Origin of the sequence: Pseudoxanthomonas daejeonensis (assembly GCF_022637495.1) — a bacterium.
Classification (GTDB): Bacteria; Pseudomonadota; Gammaproteobacteria; order Xanthomonadales; family Xanthomonadaceae; genus Pseudoxanthomonas; species Pseudoxanthomonas daejeonensis.
The window spans coordinates 2,079,113-2,094,093 of sequence record NZ_CP093331.1 but is presented as its reverse complement, the minus strand read 5'-3'; the positions used below and the strand labels follow the sequence as shown (position 1 = coordinate 2,094,093).

General features: G+C 69.8%; 16 protein-coding genes. 9 read left to right on the top strand and 7 right to left on the bottom strand.

Features of this window, described 5'->3' with window-relative positions; all coding sequences use genetic code 11:
* The first annotated feature begins 9 nt into the window (after positions 1 to 9).
* Positions 10 to 333, top strand: a complete 324-nt coding sequence (locus MNQ95_RS09490; RefSeq protein WP_241952706.1) for a DUF2249 domain-containing protein — start codon at positions 10 to 12, stop codon at positions 331 to 333.
* A gap of 30 nt (positions 334 to 363) precedes the next feature.
* On the opposite strand, the gene MNQ95_RS09485 is transcribed toward MNQ95_RS09490, so the two are convergent.
* The 5 genes from MNQ95_RS09485 to MNQ95_RS09465 all read right to left on the bottom strand — a co-directional run bounded on the left by MNQ95_RS09485 (position 364) and on the right by MNQ95_RS09465 (position 4,967).
* Positions 364 to 942, bottom strand: coding sequence for an anthranilate synthase component II (locus tag MNQ95_RS09485; RefSeq protein WP_241952705.1), 579 nt, complete (start codon positions 940 to 942; stop codon positions 364 to 366).
* 10 nt (positions 943 to 952) lie between these two features.
* Positions 953 to 2,455: an anthranilate synthase component I gene (gene trpE, locus MNQ95_RS09480; RefSeq protein WP_241952704.1), complete on the bottom strand. Its 1,503-nt coding sequence runs from the start codon at positions 2,453 to 2,455 to the stop codon at positions 953 to 955.
* 187 nt (positions 2,456 to 2,642) lie between these two features.
* Positions 2,643 to 3,596 (bottom strand): lipid kinase YegS, encoded by a 954-nt coding sequence (yegS, locus tag MNQ95_RS09475; RefSeq protein WP_241952703.1) that lies wholly within the window; start codon positions 3,594 to 3,596, stop codon positions 2,643 to 2,645.
* 283 nt (positions 3,597 to 3,879) lie between these two features.
* Entirely contained in the window at positions 3,880 to 4,566 is a 687-nt protein-coding gene (rpe, locus tag MNQ95_RS09470; RefSeq protein WP_162408460.1) for a ribulose-phosphate 3-epimerase, read from the bottom strand.
* A gap of 65 nt (positions 4,567 to 4,631) precedes the next feature.
* Positions 4,632 to 4,967 carry a J domain-containing protein gene (locus MNQ95_RS09465; RefSeq protein WP_162408461.1) on the bottom strand — a complete coding sequence of 112 codons (336 nt, stop codon included), beginning with the start codon at positions 4,965 to 4,967 and terminating at the stop codon, positions 4,632 to 4,634.
* A 142-nt stretch (positions 4,968 to 5,109) separates the two neighbouring features.
* Here MNQ95_RS09465 and MNQ95_RS09460 point away from each other — a divergent pair, with 142 nt between their 5' ends.
* Positions 5,110 to 6,063, top strand: coding sequence for a phosphoribosylaminoimidazolesuccinocarboxamide synthase (locus MNQ95_RS09460; RefSeq protein ID WP_241952702.1), 954 nt, complete (start codon positions 5,110 to 5,112; stop codon positions 6,061 to 6,063).
* A 141-nt stretch (positions 6,064 to 6,204) separates the two neighbouring features.
* On the top strand, positions 6,205 to 6,687 hold the full coding sequence (locus MNQ95_RS09455) for an Mpo1 family 2-hydroxy fatty acid dioxygenase (protein ID WP_241952701.1): 483 nt from the start codon (positions 6,205 to 6,207) through the stop codon (positions 6,685 to 6,687).
* A gap of 110 nt (positions 6,688 to 6,797) precedes the next feature.
* On the opposite strand, the gene MNQ95_RS09450 is transcribed toward MNQ95_RS09455, so the two are convergent.
* On the bottom strand, positions 6,798 to 7,694 hold the full coding sequence (locus tag MNQ95_RS09450) for an SDR family oxidoreductase (RefSeq protein WP_241954401.1): 897 nt from the start codon (positions 7,692 to 7,694) through the stop codon (positions 6,798 to 6,800).
* Between the two features lie 266 nt (positions 7,695 to 7,960).
* Between MNQ95_RS09450 and MNQ95_RS09445 the strand changes: the two genes are divergently transcribed.
* Genes MNQ95_RS09445 through MNQ95_RS09420 form a run of 6 tightly spaced genes read left to right on the top strand, consistent with a single transcriptional unit; the run spans position 7,961 to position 13,987 of the window.
* Positions 7,961 to 10,798 carry a monovalent cation/H+ antiporter subunit A gene (locus MNQ95_RS09445; protein ID WP_241952700.1) on the top strand — a complete coding sequence of 946 codons (2,838 nt, stop codon included), beginning with the start codon at positions 7,961 to 7,963 and terminating at the stop codon, positions 10,796 to 10,798.
* A 22-nt stretch (positions 10,799 to 10,820) separates the two neighbouring features.
* Positions 10,821 to 11,279 (top strand): Na+/H+ antiporter subunit C, encoded by a 459-nt coding sequence (locus MNQ95_RS09440; RefSeq protein ID WP_338423325.1) that lies wholly within the window; start codon positions 10,821 to 10,823, stop codon positions 11,277 to 11,279.
* A complete protein-coding gene (locus MNQ95_RS09435; protein WP_162408466.1) occupies positions 11,276 to 12,841 on the top strand; it encodes a monovalent cation/H+ antiporter subunit D in 1,566 nt (521 codons plus the stop codon). Before MNQ95_RS09440 ends, MNQ95_RS09435 begins: the two co-directional genes overlap by 4 nt.
* The gene (locus MNQ95_RS09430; RefSeq protein ID WP_162408467.1) at positions 12,838 to 13,353 is read left to right on the top strand and encodes a Na+/H+ antiporter subunit E; all 516 of its coding nucleotides are present in this window, start codon (positions 12,838 to 12,840) and stop codon (positions 13,351 to 13,353) included. The genes MNQ95_RS09435 and MNQ95_RS09430 overlap by 4 nt, the downstream gene beginning before the upstream one ends.
* A gap of 38 nt (positions 13,354 to 13,391) precedes the next feature.
* Complete coding sequence (locus MNQ95_RS09425) at positions 13,392 to 13,634, top strand: K+/H+ antiporter subunit F (RefSeq protein ID WP_238390259.1); 243 nt, start codon at positions 13,392 to 13,394, stop codon at positions 13,632 to 13,634.
* Positions 13,631 to 13,987 carry a Na+/H+ antiporter subunit G gene (locus tag MNQ95_RS09420; RefSeq protein ID WP_162408469.1) on the top strand — a complete coding sequence of 119 codons (357 nt, stop codon included), beginning with the start codon at positions 13,631 to 13,633 and terminating at the stop codon, positions 13,985 to 13,987. Before MNQ95_RS09425 ends, MNQ95_RS09420 begins: the two co-directional genes overlap by 4 nt.
* Positions 13,988 to 14,008: 21 nt before the next feature.
* On the opposite strand, the gene MNQ95_RS09415 is transcribed toward MNQ95_RS09420, so the two are convergent.
* Positions 14,009 to 14,959, bottom strand: a complete 951-nt coding sequence (locus MNQ95_RS09415; protein WP_241952699.1) for a calcium/sodium antiporter — start codon at positions 14,957 to 14,959, stop codon at positions 14,009 to 14,011.
* Positions 14,960 to 14,981 lie beyond the last annotated feature (22 nt).

Sequence of the window (14,981 nt, the reverse complement as noted above, 5' to 3'; positions counted from 1 at the left end):
GCCCACGGCATGACCTGGATCAGGGCGCGGGTGCGCCGCTGGCCGCAGGCTGGCGTTCCCGACCAGGAAGCCGCCATGACCGCCCAGGCCGAAAGCCCCGACTACACCGCCCATCCCTTCGACGCGCGCGGCATCGCCCGGCGTTTCCGCCATTCGGCCATCTTCGGTGCCCTGTCCGCCTTGGAGCCGGGCGAAGCGATGCGCTTCGTCAACGACCACGACCCGCTCCCGTTGCTGGACCAGATCGGCACCCGCTTCGGCGACCGCGTCGAGATCGCCTACCGCCAGCAGCAACCCGGCGCGGTGGTGATCGATTTCATCGTGCGCGCCTGAAAGCGGCGCACGCGGACGCAGCGCACCACCTCAGCGTTCGAGGAAGTTCTTCAGCAGCGCGTGGCCGTGCTCGGTCAGGATCGACTCGGGGTGGAATTGCACGCCTTCGACCGGATGCTCGCGGTGGCGCAGCCCCATGATCTCCTCGAACGACCCGTCGGCGTTCTCGGTCCAGGCGGTGATTTCCAGCGCCTCCGGCAGCGAAGCGCGCTCCACCACCAGCGAGTGGTAGCGCGTGGCTTCGTACGCGTCCGGCAGCCCGGCAAACACGCCGCGTCCCTCATGCCGGATGCGCGAGGTCTTGCCGTGCATGATGTTGCCCGCGCGCACCACCTTGCCGCCGTACGCCTGGCCGATGCCCTGGTGGCCCAGGCACACGCCCAGGATCGGCGTGGTCGCGCCCAGCCGGCGGATCACTTCCAGCGACACCCCCGCCTCGTTCGGCGTGCACGGCCCGGGCGAGATCACGATGCGCTCCGGCGCCAGCCCCGCGATCTCCTCGACGGTCATCGCATCGTTGCGCACCACCTTCACCTCGGCCCCCAGCGACTGCAGGTACTGGACGAGGTTGAAGGTGAAGCTGTCGTAGTTGTCGATCATCAGCAGCATGGTTTTCCCCTTACAGCCCCTTCGCCGCCTGCGCCACCGCGCGGAACAACGCGCGGCCCTTGTTCATCGTCTCGTCCCATTCCTTCTGCGGGTCGGAGTCGTGGACGATGCCGGCCCCGGCCTGCACGTGCAGGCGGCCGTCCTTGATCACCGCGGTGCGGATCGCGATCGCGGTGTCTGCGTCGCCGTGCCAGCCGATGTAACCGATGCTGCCGGCATAGACATTGCGCTTGATCGGCTCAAGTTCGCGGATCACTTCCAGCGCGCGGATCTTCGGCGCGCCGCTGACCGTGCCGGCCGGGAACGTCGCGCGCAGCACGTCGGCATAGCTCAGGCCCGGCAGCAGTCTTCCGGTGACTTCGCTGACGATGTGCATGACATGGCTGTAGCGTTCGATCACGAAGCGCTCGCCGACCTCGACGCTGCCGGCCTCCGAGACGCGGCCAACATCATTACGGCCCAGGTCGATCAGCATCAGGTGCTCGGCGCGCTCCTTCGGATCGGCGAGCAGGTCCTGCTCCAGCGCCAGGTCCTCGGCCGGGGTGGCGCCGCGCGGGCGGGTGCCGGCGATCGGGCGCACGGTCACTTCCTCGCCCTGCTGGCGGACCAGGATCTCCGGCGAGGAACCGACCACCTGCACCTCGCCGGTATCGAGGAAGTACATGTACGGCGACGGGTTCAGCGCGCGCAGCGCGCGGTACACGTCCACCGGCCGGGCGTTGAACGGCACGCTCAGGCGCTGGCTCAGCACCACCTGGAACACGTCGCCGGAGCGGATGTATTCCTTCGACTTCTCCACCGCCTCGATGAAGCCTTCGCGAGTGAAGCCGGAGACGAAGTGGCTCTCGTCGAGCACGTCGCGGCTGAGCGGCACCGGATAGCTGCCCGGCTGGCGCAGCTTGTCGACCAGACCGTCCAGTCGCGCCTGCGCCGCATCCCACGACCCTTCCTCGCGCGGGTCGGCATGCACCACCAGGTACAGCCGGCCCTTGAGGTTGTCGAACACGGCCAGCTCTTCGGACAGCATCAGGTAGATGTCCGGCGTGTCCAGTTCGTCGCGCTTGTCCCCGCCGGCCAGGCGCGGCTCGATGTAGCCGATGCACTCGAAGCCGAACCAGCCGACCAGGCCGCCGGTGAAACCTGGCAGGCCTTCCAGCTTCGGAACCGAGTACGACGCACGCAGCGCCTCGACCTCGGCGAAAGGATCGGCGACTTCGCGCGATTCCACGACCTGGCCGTGCTCGCGCACCTCCATCGTGTGCCCGCGAAAAGCGATCGTGCGTTTCGCCGGCAGTCCGATGATCGAATAGCGGCCGAAGCGCTCGCCGCCTTCCACCGATTCGAGCAGGTAGGTATGCGGGGCGTCGGCGAGCTTCAGGTAGACCGACAGCGGCGTGTCCAGGTCGGACAGCACTTCGCGGGTGACGGGAATGCGCACGTTGGCGCCGGGCGTAACGACGCCGGGCGCGTGCCCGTCAGCGGCGTACTGCTTGAAGTGTTCGGGCGTGACCAAGGCGGGCTTCCTTCCGGCGGATCGGGGCATGGCAATCGACGGCAACAGGCCGCCATCGCCAGCACCCGGGCGCGGAGGAAAGGTGGAGCCTGATCGTCTGGCCGAACATGCCGCCAACTTTAACCGCATCGGCCTGCGCATGCAGCCGTTGCAGCGGGAACCTGTGCGCGCGGCGACGCCGCGCCGGTCAGGCCGGCGGCGAAAGCAGCGGGCAGTCGGCCGGCAGGTGCATGCGCACGCGCGCCGGCATGCACTCGACGCGGAAGCGGCGCGCCTCCACCGGTTCCCCATCCAGGTTCAGGGTCATCGTCCCCTGCAGCGATTCCACCTCCACCCATGGCAGGCGCGCGCGCTCGGCACTGCGTTCCAGGGCGGCGTTCTGGCCATCCTTGACCAGGGTGCCTAGCGTGGCCAGCAGTTCTCCCGACAGCTCCGGGATCACGGTCACGTCGAGCAGGCCGTCGTCCGCCAGCGCTTCCGGGCACAGGGGCTGGCCACCGCCGGCCTGGCGCCCGTTGCCCAGGCCCAGTGCGATCAGCCCGCCCTCCCATGCGAAGCCCGGCCCGCGCAGCCGCACCGGCAGCGGCTCGATGCGGCCCACTTTCGCGATCCCGGTGAGCACGTAGGCCAGGCCGCCGAGCAGCTTCTTCAGGCCTTCGTCGGTCTCGACGGTGACCTGCGTGCCGAAGCCGCCACTGGCCAGGTTGGCGCACCAGTGTTCTTCGCCGTCCGCCTCGATCCGGAGCAGGTCGAGCGCCTGCGCCGGTTCGGCCGCCACCAGTTCCAGCGCCTCCAGCGGCGTGGACGGCAGGCCGGCGGCGGTCGCGAAATCGTTGGCCGTTCCCAGCGGCAGCAGGCCCAGGGTCGGCAGCGTGTTGGCGGGCTGGCCGCTGCGGGCCAGGGCTGCGGCGACCTCGCTGAGGGTGCCATCGCCACCGGCGGCCACCAAGGTGGCGGCACCGGCGGCGAGCGCGTCATCGACCCAGCGCGCGGCGTCGCCGTTTTCCCAGGTCACCCGCACCTGCAGGGGCAGGCCGCGCATGCGCTGCGTTGCAACCGCCTCACGCACCGCGTCATCGCCAGCGGACTTGCCGTTGAGGATCAGCCATGTGGAAGCTGCGGCATCAGGAGTCGGCGGCATGCGGGCGGGCTCATGGGAGGGAGAGATGCATCGGCGGCTCACGCTAGCAATCGCCACGGCGGTCCCGCGTGAACCGCATCGGAGCCGATCCGGCAACCGATCGGACCCTCCCTCGCGGACCGCTCCGTGCCACGGATGCAGTCATCACCCTGTCATCGTGTCCCACCAGCATCGAAGGCCATGGCAGGGACGACGGGCGGAGGCGGGATTGCCTCCAGGGCGGCAGGGGCCGGTCGCGCGTGGAGGCGTGCCGGCCAGCGGCCAGCACGGCCGGGCCGCAGGATCAGCCGCGCGTGGCGGCCACCGCCGCCTTCATCCGGCCGACCATCCCGGCGTAGTTCTCGCGGGTGCGCGGCGCGGTGAAGATCGCCGAGCCGGCGACGAAGGTGTCGGCACCCGCGGCGGCGATCTCGGCGATGTTGTCGGCCTTGACCCCGCCGTCGATCTCCAGCCGGATCGGCTTGCCGGTCTTGTCGATCATCGCCCGCACCGCGCGCAGCTTGTCCAGCGTCGATGGAATGAACGCCTGCCCGCCGAAGCCCGGGTTGACCGACATCAGCAGGACCAGGTCCAGGTCGTCCAGCACCCAGTCCAGCACTTCGACCGGCGTGGCCGGGTTGAGCACGAGCCCGGCCTGGCAGCCGTGCGACTTGATCAGCTGGACGGTGCGATGCACGTGCCGGCTGGCCTCGGGATGGAAGCTGATGATCGTCGCCCCGGCTTCGGCGAAGTCGGGGACGATCCGGTCCACCGGCTCGACCATCAGGTGCACGTCGATCGGCGCGGTGACGCCATGCTTGCGCAGCGCCTGGCAGACCATCGGGCCGATGGTCAGATTCGGCACGTAGTGGTTGTCCATCACGTCGAAGTGGACCCAGTCGGCACCGGCCGCCAGCACGTTGTCCACTTCCTCGCCCAGACGGGCGAAGTCGGCCGAGAGGATCGAGGGGGCGATGACGGTGGGCTGCATGGTCGGCTCGCGGAGTTGCGGAATCTGGCGACGGGAACTCTGACGACGGGAACTAAGGGTCCGCCTCAACGACGGCGCAACACGCGGATCCGGTCGTAGGCGGCGTTGATCGCACGCGCGCGCTTCTCGGCCTGCTCGCGCAGCTCCGGCGCCGCGCCGGCGACCTTGTCGGGGTGGTACTGCGACATCAGGCGGCGGTAGGCCTGGTCGATCTCCGCGTCACTGGCGTCGGAGGTGAGGTCCAGTTCGGCGTAGGGATTCTCGCGCGCACGCAGGCGGAACCAGTCGCGGTCGAAGGCATGGCCGATCAGCAGTCCGACCACCGCGCCGAACAGCGGATTGGGGCGGAACAGCAGCGCGCCGGCGATCAGGCCCAGCAGTTTTCCGTACCAGCGGTTCATCCGGTGGGTGCGCCCAGGGCCAATACATGCGGAGCGGCAATTCTACGGCACAGCGAACCCCGCTCGCCGTACACTGTGCGGCCGGTTGTCGCCCGGCGCGGCCGGGACGCCCCAAGCCACTGTGCCCGCCCCGGAGACCGCGTTGTCCACGACCCTGCTCCAGTCCGACCTGCCCGGCCTGCCGCTGCGCCATCGCGGCAAGGTGCGCGACGTCTTCGACCTGCCCCGCGAAGCCATTCCCGAAGCGGCGCTGGCCGCTGCCGGCCAGGATGGCAGCTCGCCCGACGGCTACCTGCTGATGGTCGCCACCGACCGCCTGTCCGCGTTCGACGTGGTCCTGCCCGACCCGATCCCCGGCAAGGGCGAGATGCTGTGCCAGATCTCCAACTTCTGGTTCGGCAAGACCGCGCACCTGATGCCCAACCACCTGACCGGCATCGACGTGGCTTCGGTCCTGCCCGCCGGCGTGGACGCCGGGCTGTACGCGAAACGCGCGGTGGTCTCCAAGAAGCTCAAGCCCGTGCCGGTGGAAGCGATCGCCCGCGGCTACCTCATCGGCAGCGGCTGGAAGGATTACCAGCGCACCGGCCAGGTCAGCGGTATCGCCCTGCCCGATGGCCTGCGCCAGGCCGAGCAGCTGCCCGAGCCGATCTTCACTCCTTCGACCAAGGCCGCCGTCGGCGACCACGACGAGAACATCGACTTCGACGCGATGGTGCGCGTGGTCGGTGGCGAACTGGCCGAGCGCGTGCGCGACGCGACCCTGCGCCTGTACCGCTACGCCGCCGCCTACGCGGCCGAGCGCGGCATCCTGCTGGCCGACACCAAGTTCGAGTTCGGCACCGACGTCGATGGCCGCCTGTACATCATGGACGAGATGCTGACTCCGGACTCCTCGCGCTACTGGCCGGCCGCCGAGTACCGGGTCGGCACCAGCCCGCCCAGCTACGACAAGCAGATCGTCCGCGACCACCTGGAGACGCTGGACTGGGACAAGACCCCGCCGGGCCCGAAGCTGCCCGCCGAGGTGATCGAGCGTACCCGCGCGCGCTACGCCGAGGCCTTGCAGAAGCTGGCGGGCATCAGCGTCGACTGAGTCCAGGCCCGGGACCCACCGGGCCCGTTCCCCGCGGCGCCGCGTCCGTGCCGGAAAAGGCGACCGCGCGCCAGCGCCGTGGCATGGATGTCCTCGCGGGGGGCCGGGGGTTATCCTCACCCGAATCCTGGGAGGGAACCGATGAACGCGACAATGCCGATGCGGCCGATCGACCGCTATTTCGCCAGTTACTCCGACGACCATCGCAATGTGCTCAACCAGCGCATCCATGTGGTCGCCGTGCCGGCGATCCTGTGGTCGGTCGTGGCGCTGATCTGGTGCATCCCGACCTTCGGTACGTGGATGAAGACCGGGATCTGGGCCGCGCTGGCGATGTTCTTCGCCTGGATGTTCTATTACCGGATGTCGCGCCCGCTCGGGCTGGGCATGCTGGCGGCGTTCTTCTTCTGCGGCTGCCTGTGCCGCCTGGTCGAGATGCGCTTCGGCCTGGCCGCGCTGCTGTGGTCGGCGGTGACCGTGTTCGTCGTCGCCTGGATCGCCCAGTTCATCGGCCACAAGTTCGAAGGCCGCAAGCCGAGCTTCCTGACCGACCTGGTCTACCTGCTGGTCGGACCGGCCTGGGTGCTGGCCAAGCTGTACCGCGTCCTCGGCTGGAAGTACTGAGGGCGCGCCCTTTCCGCCGGTGCAGGAGCCGGATCCAGCCGGCGACACGGGTATCGGAATGGCGGGCGTCGCCAGTGCGAAGGCGTCAGGTCGCCAGCTGAAATCGGCCCCTACGAAGGCGGGGCGAACATGTCCGCGGTGGGGTTGAAGCCCCGCGGGGTGTAATCCAGCTCGCGCCGCGCCAGCGCCGCGTCGAATACAAGATCTTCCCGCAGCCGGGCCAATACCGCCGGGCCCGCGTCGTGCACGCCCAGCCGGCGCGCCAGGCGCGCCGCCAAGGCGAACATCGGCCCCGGCAGCAGCAGCAAGCGTGCCCGAGGCTGCGAGGTCGCCAGCACCCGCGCGACCATGTCGCGATAGGCCAGCGTCTCGCCACCTGGCAGGTCGTAGGCGCGCACGCCGTCGTCGCTCCGCGCCAGCGCCGCCACGGCCGCGGCCGCCAGGTCGTCGACGTGCACCGGCTGGCGCAGGCCCTGGGCATCGCGCGGCAGTGCGAAGAAGCCGCGGCGACGCGCCAGCGACGCGATGCGGCTCAGGTTGCGATCGCTGCCGGCACCGTAGACCAGCGTCGGGCGCAGCAGCGTGGCGGCCGCGCCACGTGCGATGGCGTTGTCGGCCACCCGCTGTTCGCCCTCGCGCAGGCGCGCGGCGAGGTCGCGTTCGGCCGCATCCGGCGAATCCCCCTTGACGTGCACGCTGGTCGAGCCGAATGCGACCACCCGGGCCTGCCCGGTCGACGCACGCGCGTACCAGTGCGAGAACAGGTCCAGTGGCCCGCAACTGAGGATCGCGTGGAAATCCGCTCCGCTGCCGGCTTCGTTCGGCAAGGTGCCCTGCCGCCATTCCACGCCGTGCTGCGAGGGCCTGGTGTCGCGCGACAGCGCCACCACCTGCCAGCCCCGCGCCACCAGCAGCGCCACGACGCGCCGGCCGATCTGCCCGCTGGCACCGAACAGCAGCGCGCGTGGCGGCGCGGCGCCGGGTTCGGGAGGGTTGGCTGCGGAGATCATGGGCTACAGGATAGCCACCCGCGTCCTCACTGGAGGATGGGACGCCAGTCATGGCTCCATCGATCACGGTCCCCGCACGCGCGACATGCGGGCATGCGGGCATGCGGGCATGCGGGCATGCGGGCATGCGTGAGCCTCGCGCGCATGCCGCACCGCACGCCGATGCATCTTTCGGATGACGCAACTTCACATTTCCGCGGTTCCGGCGGCGTGGAACCGGCTGTTACACTCCAACCTGTTCCACGCAGATCGATCCTGTTCGGATGATCCCCTTCCTGGAAATCCTGCTCGCCCTGCCGTTCGTGGCGGCCGTGGCGATGGTCTTCATGCGCTCCCGCTCGCGCGGGCAGGTCGCATGGGTGGCCGCGGCTGCGCCATTGCTGGGGCTGCTGGTGCTGGCCTGGGCGACGCCTTCGGTGCTGCAGGGCTGGATCCTGCGTGCCGACCACGACTGGATCCCCCAGATCGGCCTGGATTTCCAGCTGCGCCTGGACGGCCTTGCGTGGATGTTCGCCGGCCTGGTGCTGGCGATCGGCGCGCTGGTGGTGATGTACGCGCACTACTACCTGGCCGAGGAGGACAGTGCGCCGCGCTTCTTCGGCTGCCTGCTGTTCTTCATGGGCTCGATGCTGGGCGTGGTGATCGCCGGCAACCTGCTCCTGCTGCTGGTGTTCTGGGAACTGACCAGCCTCAGCTCGTTCCTGCTGATCGGATTCTGGTACCGGCGCCAGGATGCGCGCGAAGGCGCGCGCATGGCGCTGGCGATCACCGGCGGCGGCGGCCTGGCGCTGCTGGGCGGCGTGCTGCTGATCGGGCGCATCGTCGGCAGCTACGACCTGGACACGGTGCTCGCTTCCGGCGACCTGATCCGCGGCAGCGAACTGTATCCGTGGGTGCTGGGCCTGGTCCTGGCCGGGATATTCACCAAGAGCGCGCAGTTCCCGCTGCATTTCTGGCTGCCGCATGCGATGGCCGCGCCAACCCCGGTCTCGGCCTACCTGCATTCGGCGACGATGGTGAAGGCCGGCGTGTTCCTGCTGGCGCGGCTGCATCCGGCGCTGGCCGGCACCGACCTGTTCTTCTACGTGGTCAGCGGCGTCGGCGCGATCACCCTGCTGCTGGGCGCGTGGTACGCGATCTTCCAGCACGACCTCAAGGGCCTGCTCGCGTATTCGACGATCTCGCACCTGGGCCTGATCACCCTGCTGTTCGGCCTGTCCACGCCGATGGCGGTGGTCGCCGGCGTGTTCCACATCATCAACCACGCCACGTTCAAGGCCTCGCTGTTCATGGCCGCGGGCATCATCGACCACGAGACCGGCACCCGCGACATGCGCCGGCTGGGCAACCTGCGCCGCTACATGCCATGGACCAGCGCGCTGGCGATCACCGCGACGCTGGCGATGGCCGGCATCCCGCTGCTCAACGGCTTCCTGTCCAAGGAGATGTTCTTCACCGAGGCGCTGGACATCGATGGCGACCGCAGCATGGCCATTGCGATCAGTGGGGCCGCACTGCTGTACGCGGTGTTCGGCGTGGCCTACAGCCTGCGCTTCGTCCACGAGACCTTCTTCGGCGACGGCCCCCACGACCTGGACCGGGTGCCGCACGAGCCGCCGCGCTGGATGAAGATCCCGGTCGAGGTGCTGGTGCTGCTGTGCGTGGCGGTGGGCGTGTTCCCGGCCTGGACCGTGGCGCCGGTGCTGCATGCAGGTGCCTCGGCAATCCTGGGCAACGACATGCCGTCCTACAGCCTGGCCATCTGGCATGGCTTCAACGCCCCGTTGATGATGAGCATGGCCGGCACCGCGGGCGGCATCGCGCTGTACCTGGGGTTGCGCCGGATGCTGGACCTGCACGCGATCGCGCGCCTGTCGTTCGGCCGCCGCCTGTTCCGCTGGAACATGGACGTGCTGCATGCGCTGGCCGAGCGTTTCACCTCGCGCATCTCCAACGGCAGCCTGCAGCGCAGCCTGGTGTGGCTGGTGCTGGCGGCGCTGGCCGCGGGCGCGGCGCCGTTCCTGTCCGGCACGCATGCACCGCTGACGCTGCGCGCACCGCAGCCGATGCCTTTGCTGGGCTGGCTGTTGTGGCTGGTGCTGGTCGCCTGCGCGCTGTACACGGTCCGCACGTACCGGCAAAGGCTGCTGGCGCTGATCGTGCTCGGTGGCGCGGGACTGACGGTCAGCCTGGTGTTCGTGTTCCTGTCCGCACCCGACCTGGCCCTGACCCAGCTGCTGGTGGAAATGGTCAGCCTGGCCCTGCTGCTGCTCGGCCTGCACTACCTGCCACCGCGCTCGCCGCCCGAACGCGCGCCGCGCCGGCGCGCGCGCGACGTCGCCGTCGCCTTGGCCGCCGGGCTGGGCATCGGCCTGCTTTCGTACGCGGTGATGACCCGTCCCCTCGGCGAGCCGGCAAGCCTGGAGATGCTGGCCCGCGCGCTGCCCGAAGCGTACGGCCGCAACGTGGTCAACGTGATCCTGGTCGACTTCCGCGGCTTCGATACCTTCGGCGAGATCACCGTGTTCGGCATCGCCGCGCTGATCGTGCACGCGCTGCTGCGGCGCGCGCGGCTGGCGCCGGAGAAAGTGATGTCGGGCCCGCCGATCAAGCTTCCCGTGCCGGCCGACCTGGCCCAGCTGATGTTCCCGCTGACCCTGACCGTGTCGGTGTTCCTGTTCCTGCGCGGGCACAACGCGCCCGGCGGCGGCTTCATCGCCGGCCTGGTCCTGGCGGTGCCGCTGCTGATCCAGTACGTGATCCAGGGCGCGGCGTCGGTCGAGTCGCGCTTCGGCTTCGACTACATCCGCTGCATTGGCGTAGGCCTGGTGGTGGCCGGGATCAGCGGCGCGGCCTCGATCCTGTTCGAAGTGGAGTTCCTCACCAGCGGCCACGTGGACCTGGACGTTCCCCTGGTCGGCGAGGTGCCGCTGGCCAGCGCGATCGGTTTTGACACCGGCGTGTACCTGGTGGTGTTCGGCGGGGCGATGCTGATCCTCTCGATGCTGGGCACGATCAAGCCCTCGCGCACGCTCGTGGCGCACCTGGGCGTGATGGAGACGGGCGACCGCTCCACCCGCACCGGGGAGTTGCGCCAATGAGCAAGCCCATGGAGGTGCCCTGATGGAACTGGCGATGGCGAGTGCGATCGGCATCCTCACCGCCGCGGGCGTGTACCTGCTGCTGCGGGCGCGCAGCTTCGACGTGATCCTGGGCCTGACCCTGCTCTCGTACGCGACCAACCTGCTGATCTTCGCCGGCGGCCGGCTGGTGGCCGGCAAGCCGCCGGTGCTGCGCGATGGCGTCGCGCCGGATCTGGCCCACTACACCGACCCGTTGCCCCAGGCGCTGGTGCTGACCGCGATCGTGATCGCCTTCGCGATGACCGCGGTGAGTATTGTCGTCGCCATCCGCAGCCGCGCCGACAACGACAGCGACCACGTCGACGGCAGCCGCGCCCAGCGCGAGTTCCAGCGCAACGAGTTGCGCAGGCACCAGCAGGCGCGTGGCCAGGCGCCCGATTCCCGCCATGGCGAGGGCGCCGGCACCCGCGACGCCGACGCACAGGACGACGACGCATGAGCCACCTGCCCGTCCTCGCGATCCTGGTCCCGCTGTTCGCCGCGGCCAGCGTGCTGTTCTTCGAGAACCGCCGCTTCGGCGTGCCCGTGCAGCGCATCGTGGCCTGGGCGTCGCTGGCGGCGATGCTCGTCGTGTCGGTGCTGCTGTTGATCGAGGCGTCCAGCGGACGCATCCCGGTGTACCTGGTCGGCGACTGGCCCGCACGGCTGGGCATCGCGCTGATGGTCGACCGGCTGTCGGCACTGATGTTGCTGGTGGGCCAGCTGCTCGCCGCGGCCTGCCTGCTGCACGCCTGCGCCGGATGGGACCGGCGCGCGCCCCACTTCCATGCGTTCTTCCAGTTCCAGCTGATGGGACTCAATGGTGCGTTCCTGACCGGCGATGCCTTCAACCTGTTCGTGTTCTTCGAAGTCCTGCTGATCGCCTCCTACGGGCTGATGCTCAGCGGCGGCCGCGGCGAACGCATGCGCGCGGGCCTGCACTACGTGGCCTTCAACGTCGCCGCCTCGACCCTGTTCCTGATGGCCCTGGGCCTGCTGTACGGCTTGCTGGGTACGCTCAACATGGCCGAAATGGCGGTGCGCGTGGCCCAGGCCCCGCCGGAGGACCTGGTCCTCATCCAGTCCGCGGCAGGATTGCTGCTGGTCGTGTTCTGCGCCAAGGCTGCCCTGCTGCCGCTCTATTTCTGGTTGCCACAGACCTATACCCACGCGCCCGCCGCGGTCGCCGCACTGTTCGCGGTGATGACCAAGGTCGGCCTCTACGCGGTGCTGCGCTTCGGCACGCTGAGTTTCGGTGCGGCCGGTCCACTGGCCGGGTTCGCATGGCCTGCGTTGCTCGTGCTGGGCGGCGCCACGCTGGCGCTGGCCGCGCTGGGCGTGCTGGCGTCGCGTCGGCTGCGCTCGCTGGCCGCCTACCTGGTGCTGGGCTCGGCAGCCACGCTGTTCATCGCGTTCGCGCTGGCCACCTCCGGCACGATCGCCGCCGGCCTCTACTACCTGGTGCACAGCACCTTCGCCGGGGCCGCCCTGTTCCTGCTCGCCGACCTGATCCGCCGGCGTCGCGGCAGCGCCGGTGATCGCAAGGACCTGGTCTCGGCCCTGCCGGGACGCATGGTGCCCGGCGTGCTGTTCCTGTTCGCCGCGGTGTCGCTGGCCGGGCTGCCGCCGCTGTCGGGCTTCCTCGGCAAACTGATGCTGCTCGAAGCGGTGCCCGCCGGCGCCACCACCGCCTGGGTCTGGGCGCTCGTGCTGGGCAGCAGCTTCCTGATGCTGGTGGGCCTGGCGCGCGCGGGCACCCGCCTGTTCTGGCGCGTGGAGCCGTGGCCGGATGCGCCCCCGGAACGGATGGCCGCCTACACACCGCTCGACGCGATGCCCGCGGTGCCGAGCCGGCCACTGGAGACGGCGGCGACGATCCTGCTGCTGGGCTACGGCATCGCCCTGGTGGTGGCGGCCGCGCCGTTGCTGGACTACACCCGCGCCACCGCCGCGCAGCTGCAGTCGCCTGGCGACTACGTGCAGCAGGTGCGCGCGGCCAAGCCGGCGATGAGGCAGCCATGATCACGTCACCCCGCTTCCGCCGATGGCGCCGGCGCTGGCTGCCCTCGTTGCCGCTGGCCACGATGGTGTTCTGCTTCTGGCTGCTGCTGAACGACCAGGTCACCACCGGCCACGTCCTCATGGCGCTGGTGCTGGCGCTGCTGATCCCGCCGTTCGCCGCGCGCCTGGACCGCGAGTTCGCCCGCATCGGCAGCCTGCGTGGCGTGCCGCGGATGTTCGGGATCCTGCTGCTGGACATCGTCCGTTCCAACATCACCGTGGCCCTGCAGGTGCTTGGCCCGGAAGAGAGGATCACCCCGGGTTTCATCTGGGTGCCGCTGGACATCGCCAACATCCACGGGATCGCGGCGCTCACCAGCATCATCACCCTCACCCCCGGCACGGTGTCCGCGGCGCTGTCGGACGATCGCCGTTACCTGCTGGTGCACGTGCTCCACCTGGAGGATGCGGACGAGGTGGTGCGCCAGATCAAGAGCCGCTACGAGGGACCGCTGATGGAGATCTTCCCGTGACCCCGCAGTCGCTGGTGGCCTTCGCCATCGTCGGTTCGATGCACGTGGTCGGCCTGGCCATGCTGCTGGCGCTGTACCGGCTGCTGAAGGGACCCAGCGTGCCGGACCGGATCCTGGCCCTGGACACGTTGTTCGTGGCCGCGATCGCGCAACTGGTGCTGTTCGGCATGCACCTGGGCACGGCGGTCTACTTCGAGGCGGCGCTGGTCATCGCCATGCTCGGCTTCGTCGGCACCGTGGTGATGAGCAAGTACGTGCTGCGCCGGGACATCGTCGAATGAGCTGGCTGTTCGCCATCGTGCTGGTGATGCTTCTGGCGGCCAGCTGCTTCTTCATCCTGGTCGGCTCGCTGAGCCTGGTGAGGCTGTCGGAGTTCTTCAAGCGCCTGCATGGCCCGACCAAGGCCAGCACGCTGGGCGTGGGCTGCGTGCTGCTGGCGTCGGTCGGCTACCACGCGCTCAGCGGCACCGACCCGCAGCCGCGCGAGCTGCTGATCACCGCGTTCCTGTTCATCACCGCGCCGATCAGCGCGCACCTGATGGCCAAGGCCGCGTTGTCCTTGCACATGGCCGAACGGCCGCCGCAGCCGGGTACCGACGAGACGGACGGCGACACCCCGCCGCGTGACGCGTAGGGAGCCGGCCCCCCGGCTCTCCTACAGGAACAGCAGCAGCTCCAGCGCGATCCAGGCCAAGAACACCAGGCACAGGATGCCGCCTTCCTGCTGCGTGATCCGGCGTCCGCTGCGCAGCAGCGGATACACCAGCAGGGTAAGCACCAGCACGGCGGGCAGCTCGAATTTCACGAACGAGGCCGGCAACGCCAGCGGACGGAACACCGCCATGCCACCGACGATCGCCAGCAGGTTGAACAGGCTCGAGCCGATCACGTGGCCGGCGACCATGTCGCCCTGCCCGCGCCGCGCCGCCGCGATCGCCGCGGCGATCTCGGGCAGCGCGGTGCCGATGGCGACCGGCAGCAGGCCGACCATCAGCGGCGACAGGCCCCAGGCTTCGCCCAGGCCCAGGCCACCGGCAACGACCCAGCGCGCGCCGAAATACAGCAGCCCGATGGCGATCGCCAGGCGGACCAGGTTCAGGCCCAGCCCGGGCCGGGTGGTGGCGAAGCCGGTGATCTCCGCGCGCACCTCGTCGGCTTCGCGCTGTCCCCGGCGCAGGAGGAACGCGGTGGTGGCGAAGAAGCCCAGCAGCAGCACCGCGCCTTCGATCCGGCCGACGTAGCCATCGAGGCCGAACACCATCAACGCGAAGGTGGCCACCGCCAGCAGTACCAGCAGTGGCACCAGCATCCGGGCCCGCAGCAGCAGCGGCGCGGCAAGCGCCGCCAGGCCGAGCGTCAGGCCGAGGTTGGTCACGTTGCTGCCTACCGCATTACCCAGCGCCAGGTGCGTCTGGCCCTCCCATACCGCGCGGAGGTTGACCGCGAGCTCGGGAATCGAAGTGCCGAAGGCGACCAGCAGCAGGCCGGCCACGAACGGCCGCAGCCCCAGGTGCTGGGCCAGCCCCGACACGCCCTTGATCACCGAGTCCCCGCCCAGGGCCAGCAGCAGCAGACCCAGCGCGAACAGTCCCAACGCTTCCGCCATCGCCGCATCCTCCCAGGGCCAG

Coding starts and splice junctions, on each gene's coding strand:
- MNQ95_RS09490 (WP_241952706.1), top strand. CDS start 10: ATGACCTGGATCAGGGCGCGGGTGCGCCGCTGGCCGCAGGCTGGCGTT.
- MNQ95_RS09485 (WP_241952705.1), bottom strand. CDS start 942: ATGCTGCTGATGATCGACAACTACGACAGCTTCACCTTCAACCTCGTC.
- yegS (WP_241952703.1), bottom strand. CDS start 3,596: ATGCCGCCGACTCCTGATGCCGCAGCTTCCACATGGCTGATCCTCAAC.
- rpe (WP_162408460.1), bottom strand. CDS start 4,566: ATGCAGCCCACCGTCATCGCCCCCTCGATCCTCTCGGCCGACTTCGCC.
- MNQ95_RS09465 (WP_162408461.1), bottom strand. CDS start 4,967: ATGAACCGCTGGTACGGAAAACTGCTGGGCCTGATCGCCGGCGCGCTG.
- MNQ95_RS09455 (WP_241952701.1), top strand. CDS start 6,205: ATGAACGCGACAATGCCGATGCGGCCGATCGACCGCTATTTCGCCAGT.
- MNQ95_RS09445 (WP_241952700.1), top strand. CDS start 7,961: ATGATCCCCTTCCTGGAAATCCTGCTCGCCCTGCCGTTCGTGGCGGCC.
- MNQ95_RS09440 (WP_338423325.1), top strand. CDS start 10,821: ATGGAACTGGCGATGGCGAGTGCGATCGGCATCCTCACCGCCGCGGGC.
- MNQ95_RS09435 (WP_162408466.1), top strand. CDS start 11,276: ATGAGCCACCTGCCCGTCCTCGCGATCCTGGTCCCGCTGTTCGCCGCG.
- MNQ95_RS09430 (WP_162408467.1), top strand. CDS start 12,838: ATGATCACGTCACCCCGCTTCCGCCGATGGCGCCGGCGCTGGCTGCCC.
- MNQ95_RS09425 (WP_238390259.1), top strand. CDS start 13,392: ATGCACGTGGTCGGCCTGGCCATGCTGCTGGCGCTGTACCGGCTGCTG.
- MNQ95_RS09420 (WP_162408469.1), top strand. CDS start 13,631: ATGAGCTGGCTGTTCGCCATCGTGCTGGTGATGCTTCTGGCGGCCAGC.
- MNQ95_RS09415 (WP_241952699.1), bottom strand. CDS start 14,959: ATGGCGGAAGCGTTGGGACTGTTCGCGCTGGGTCTGCTGCTGCTGGCC.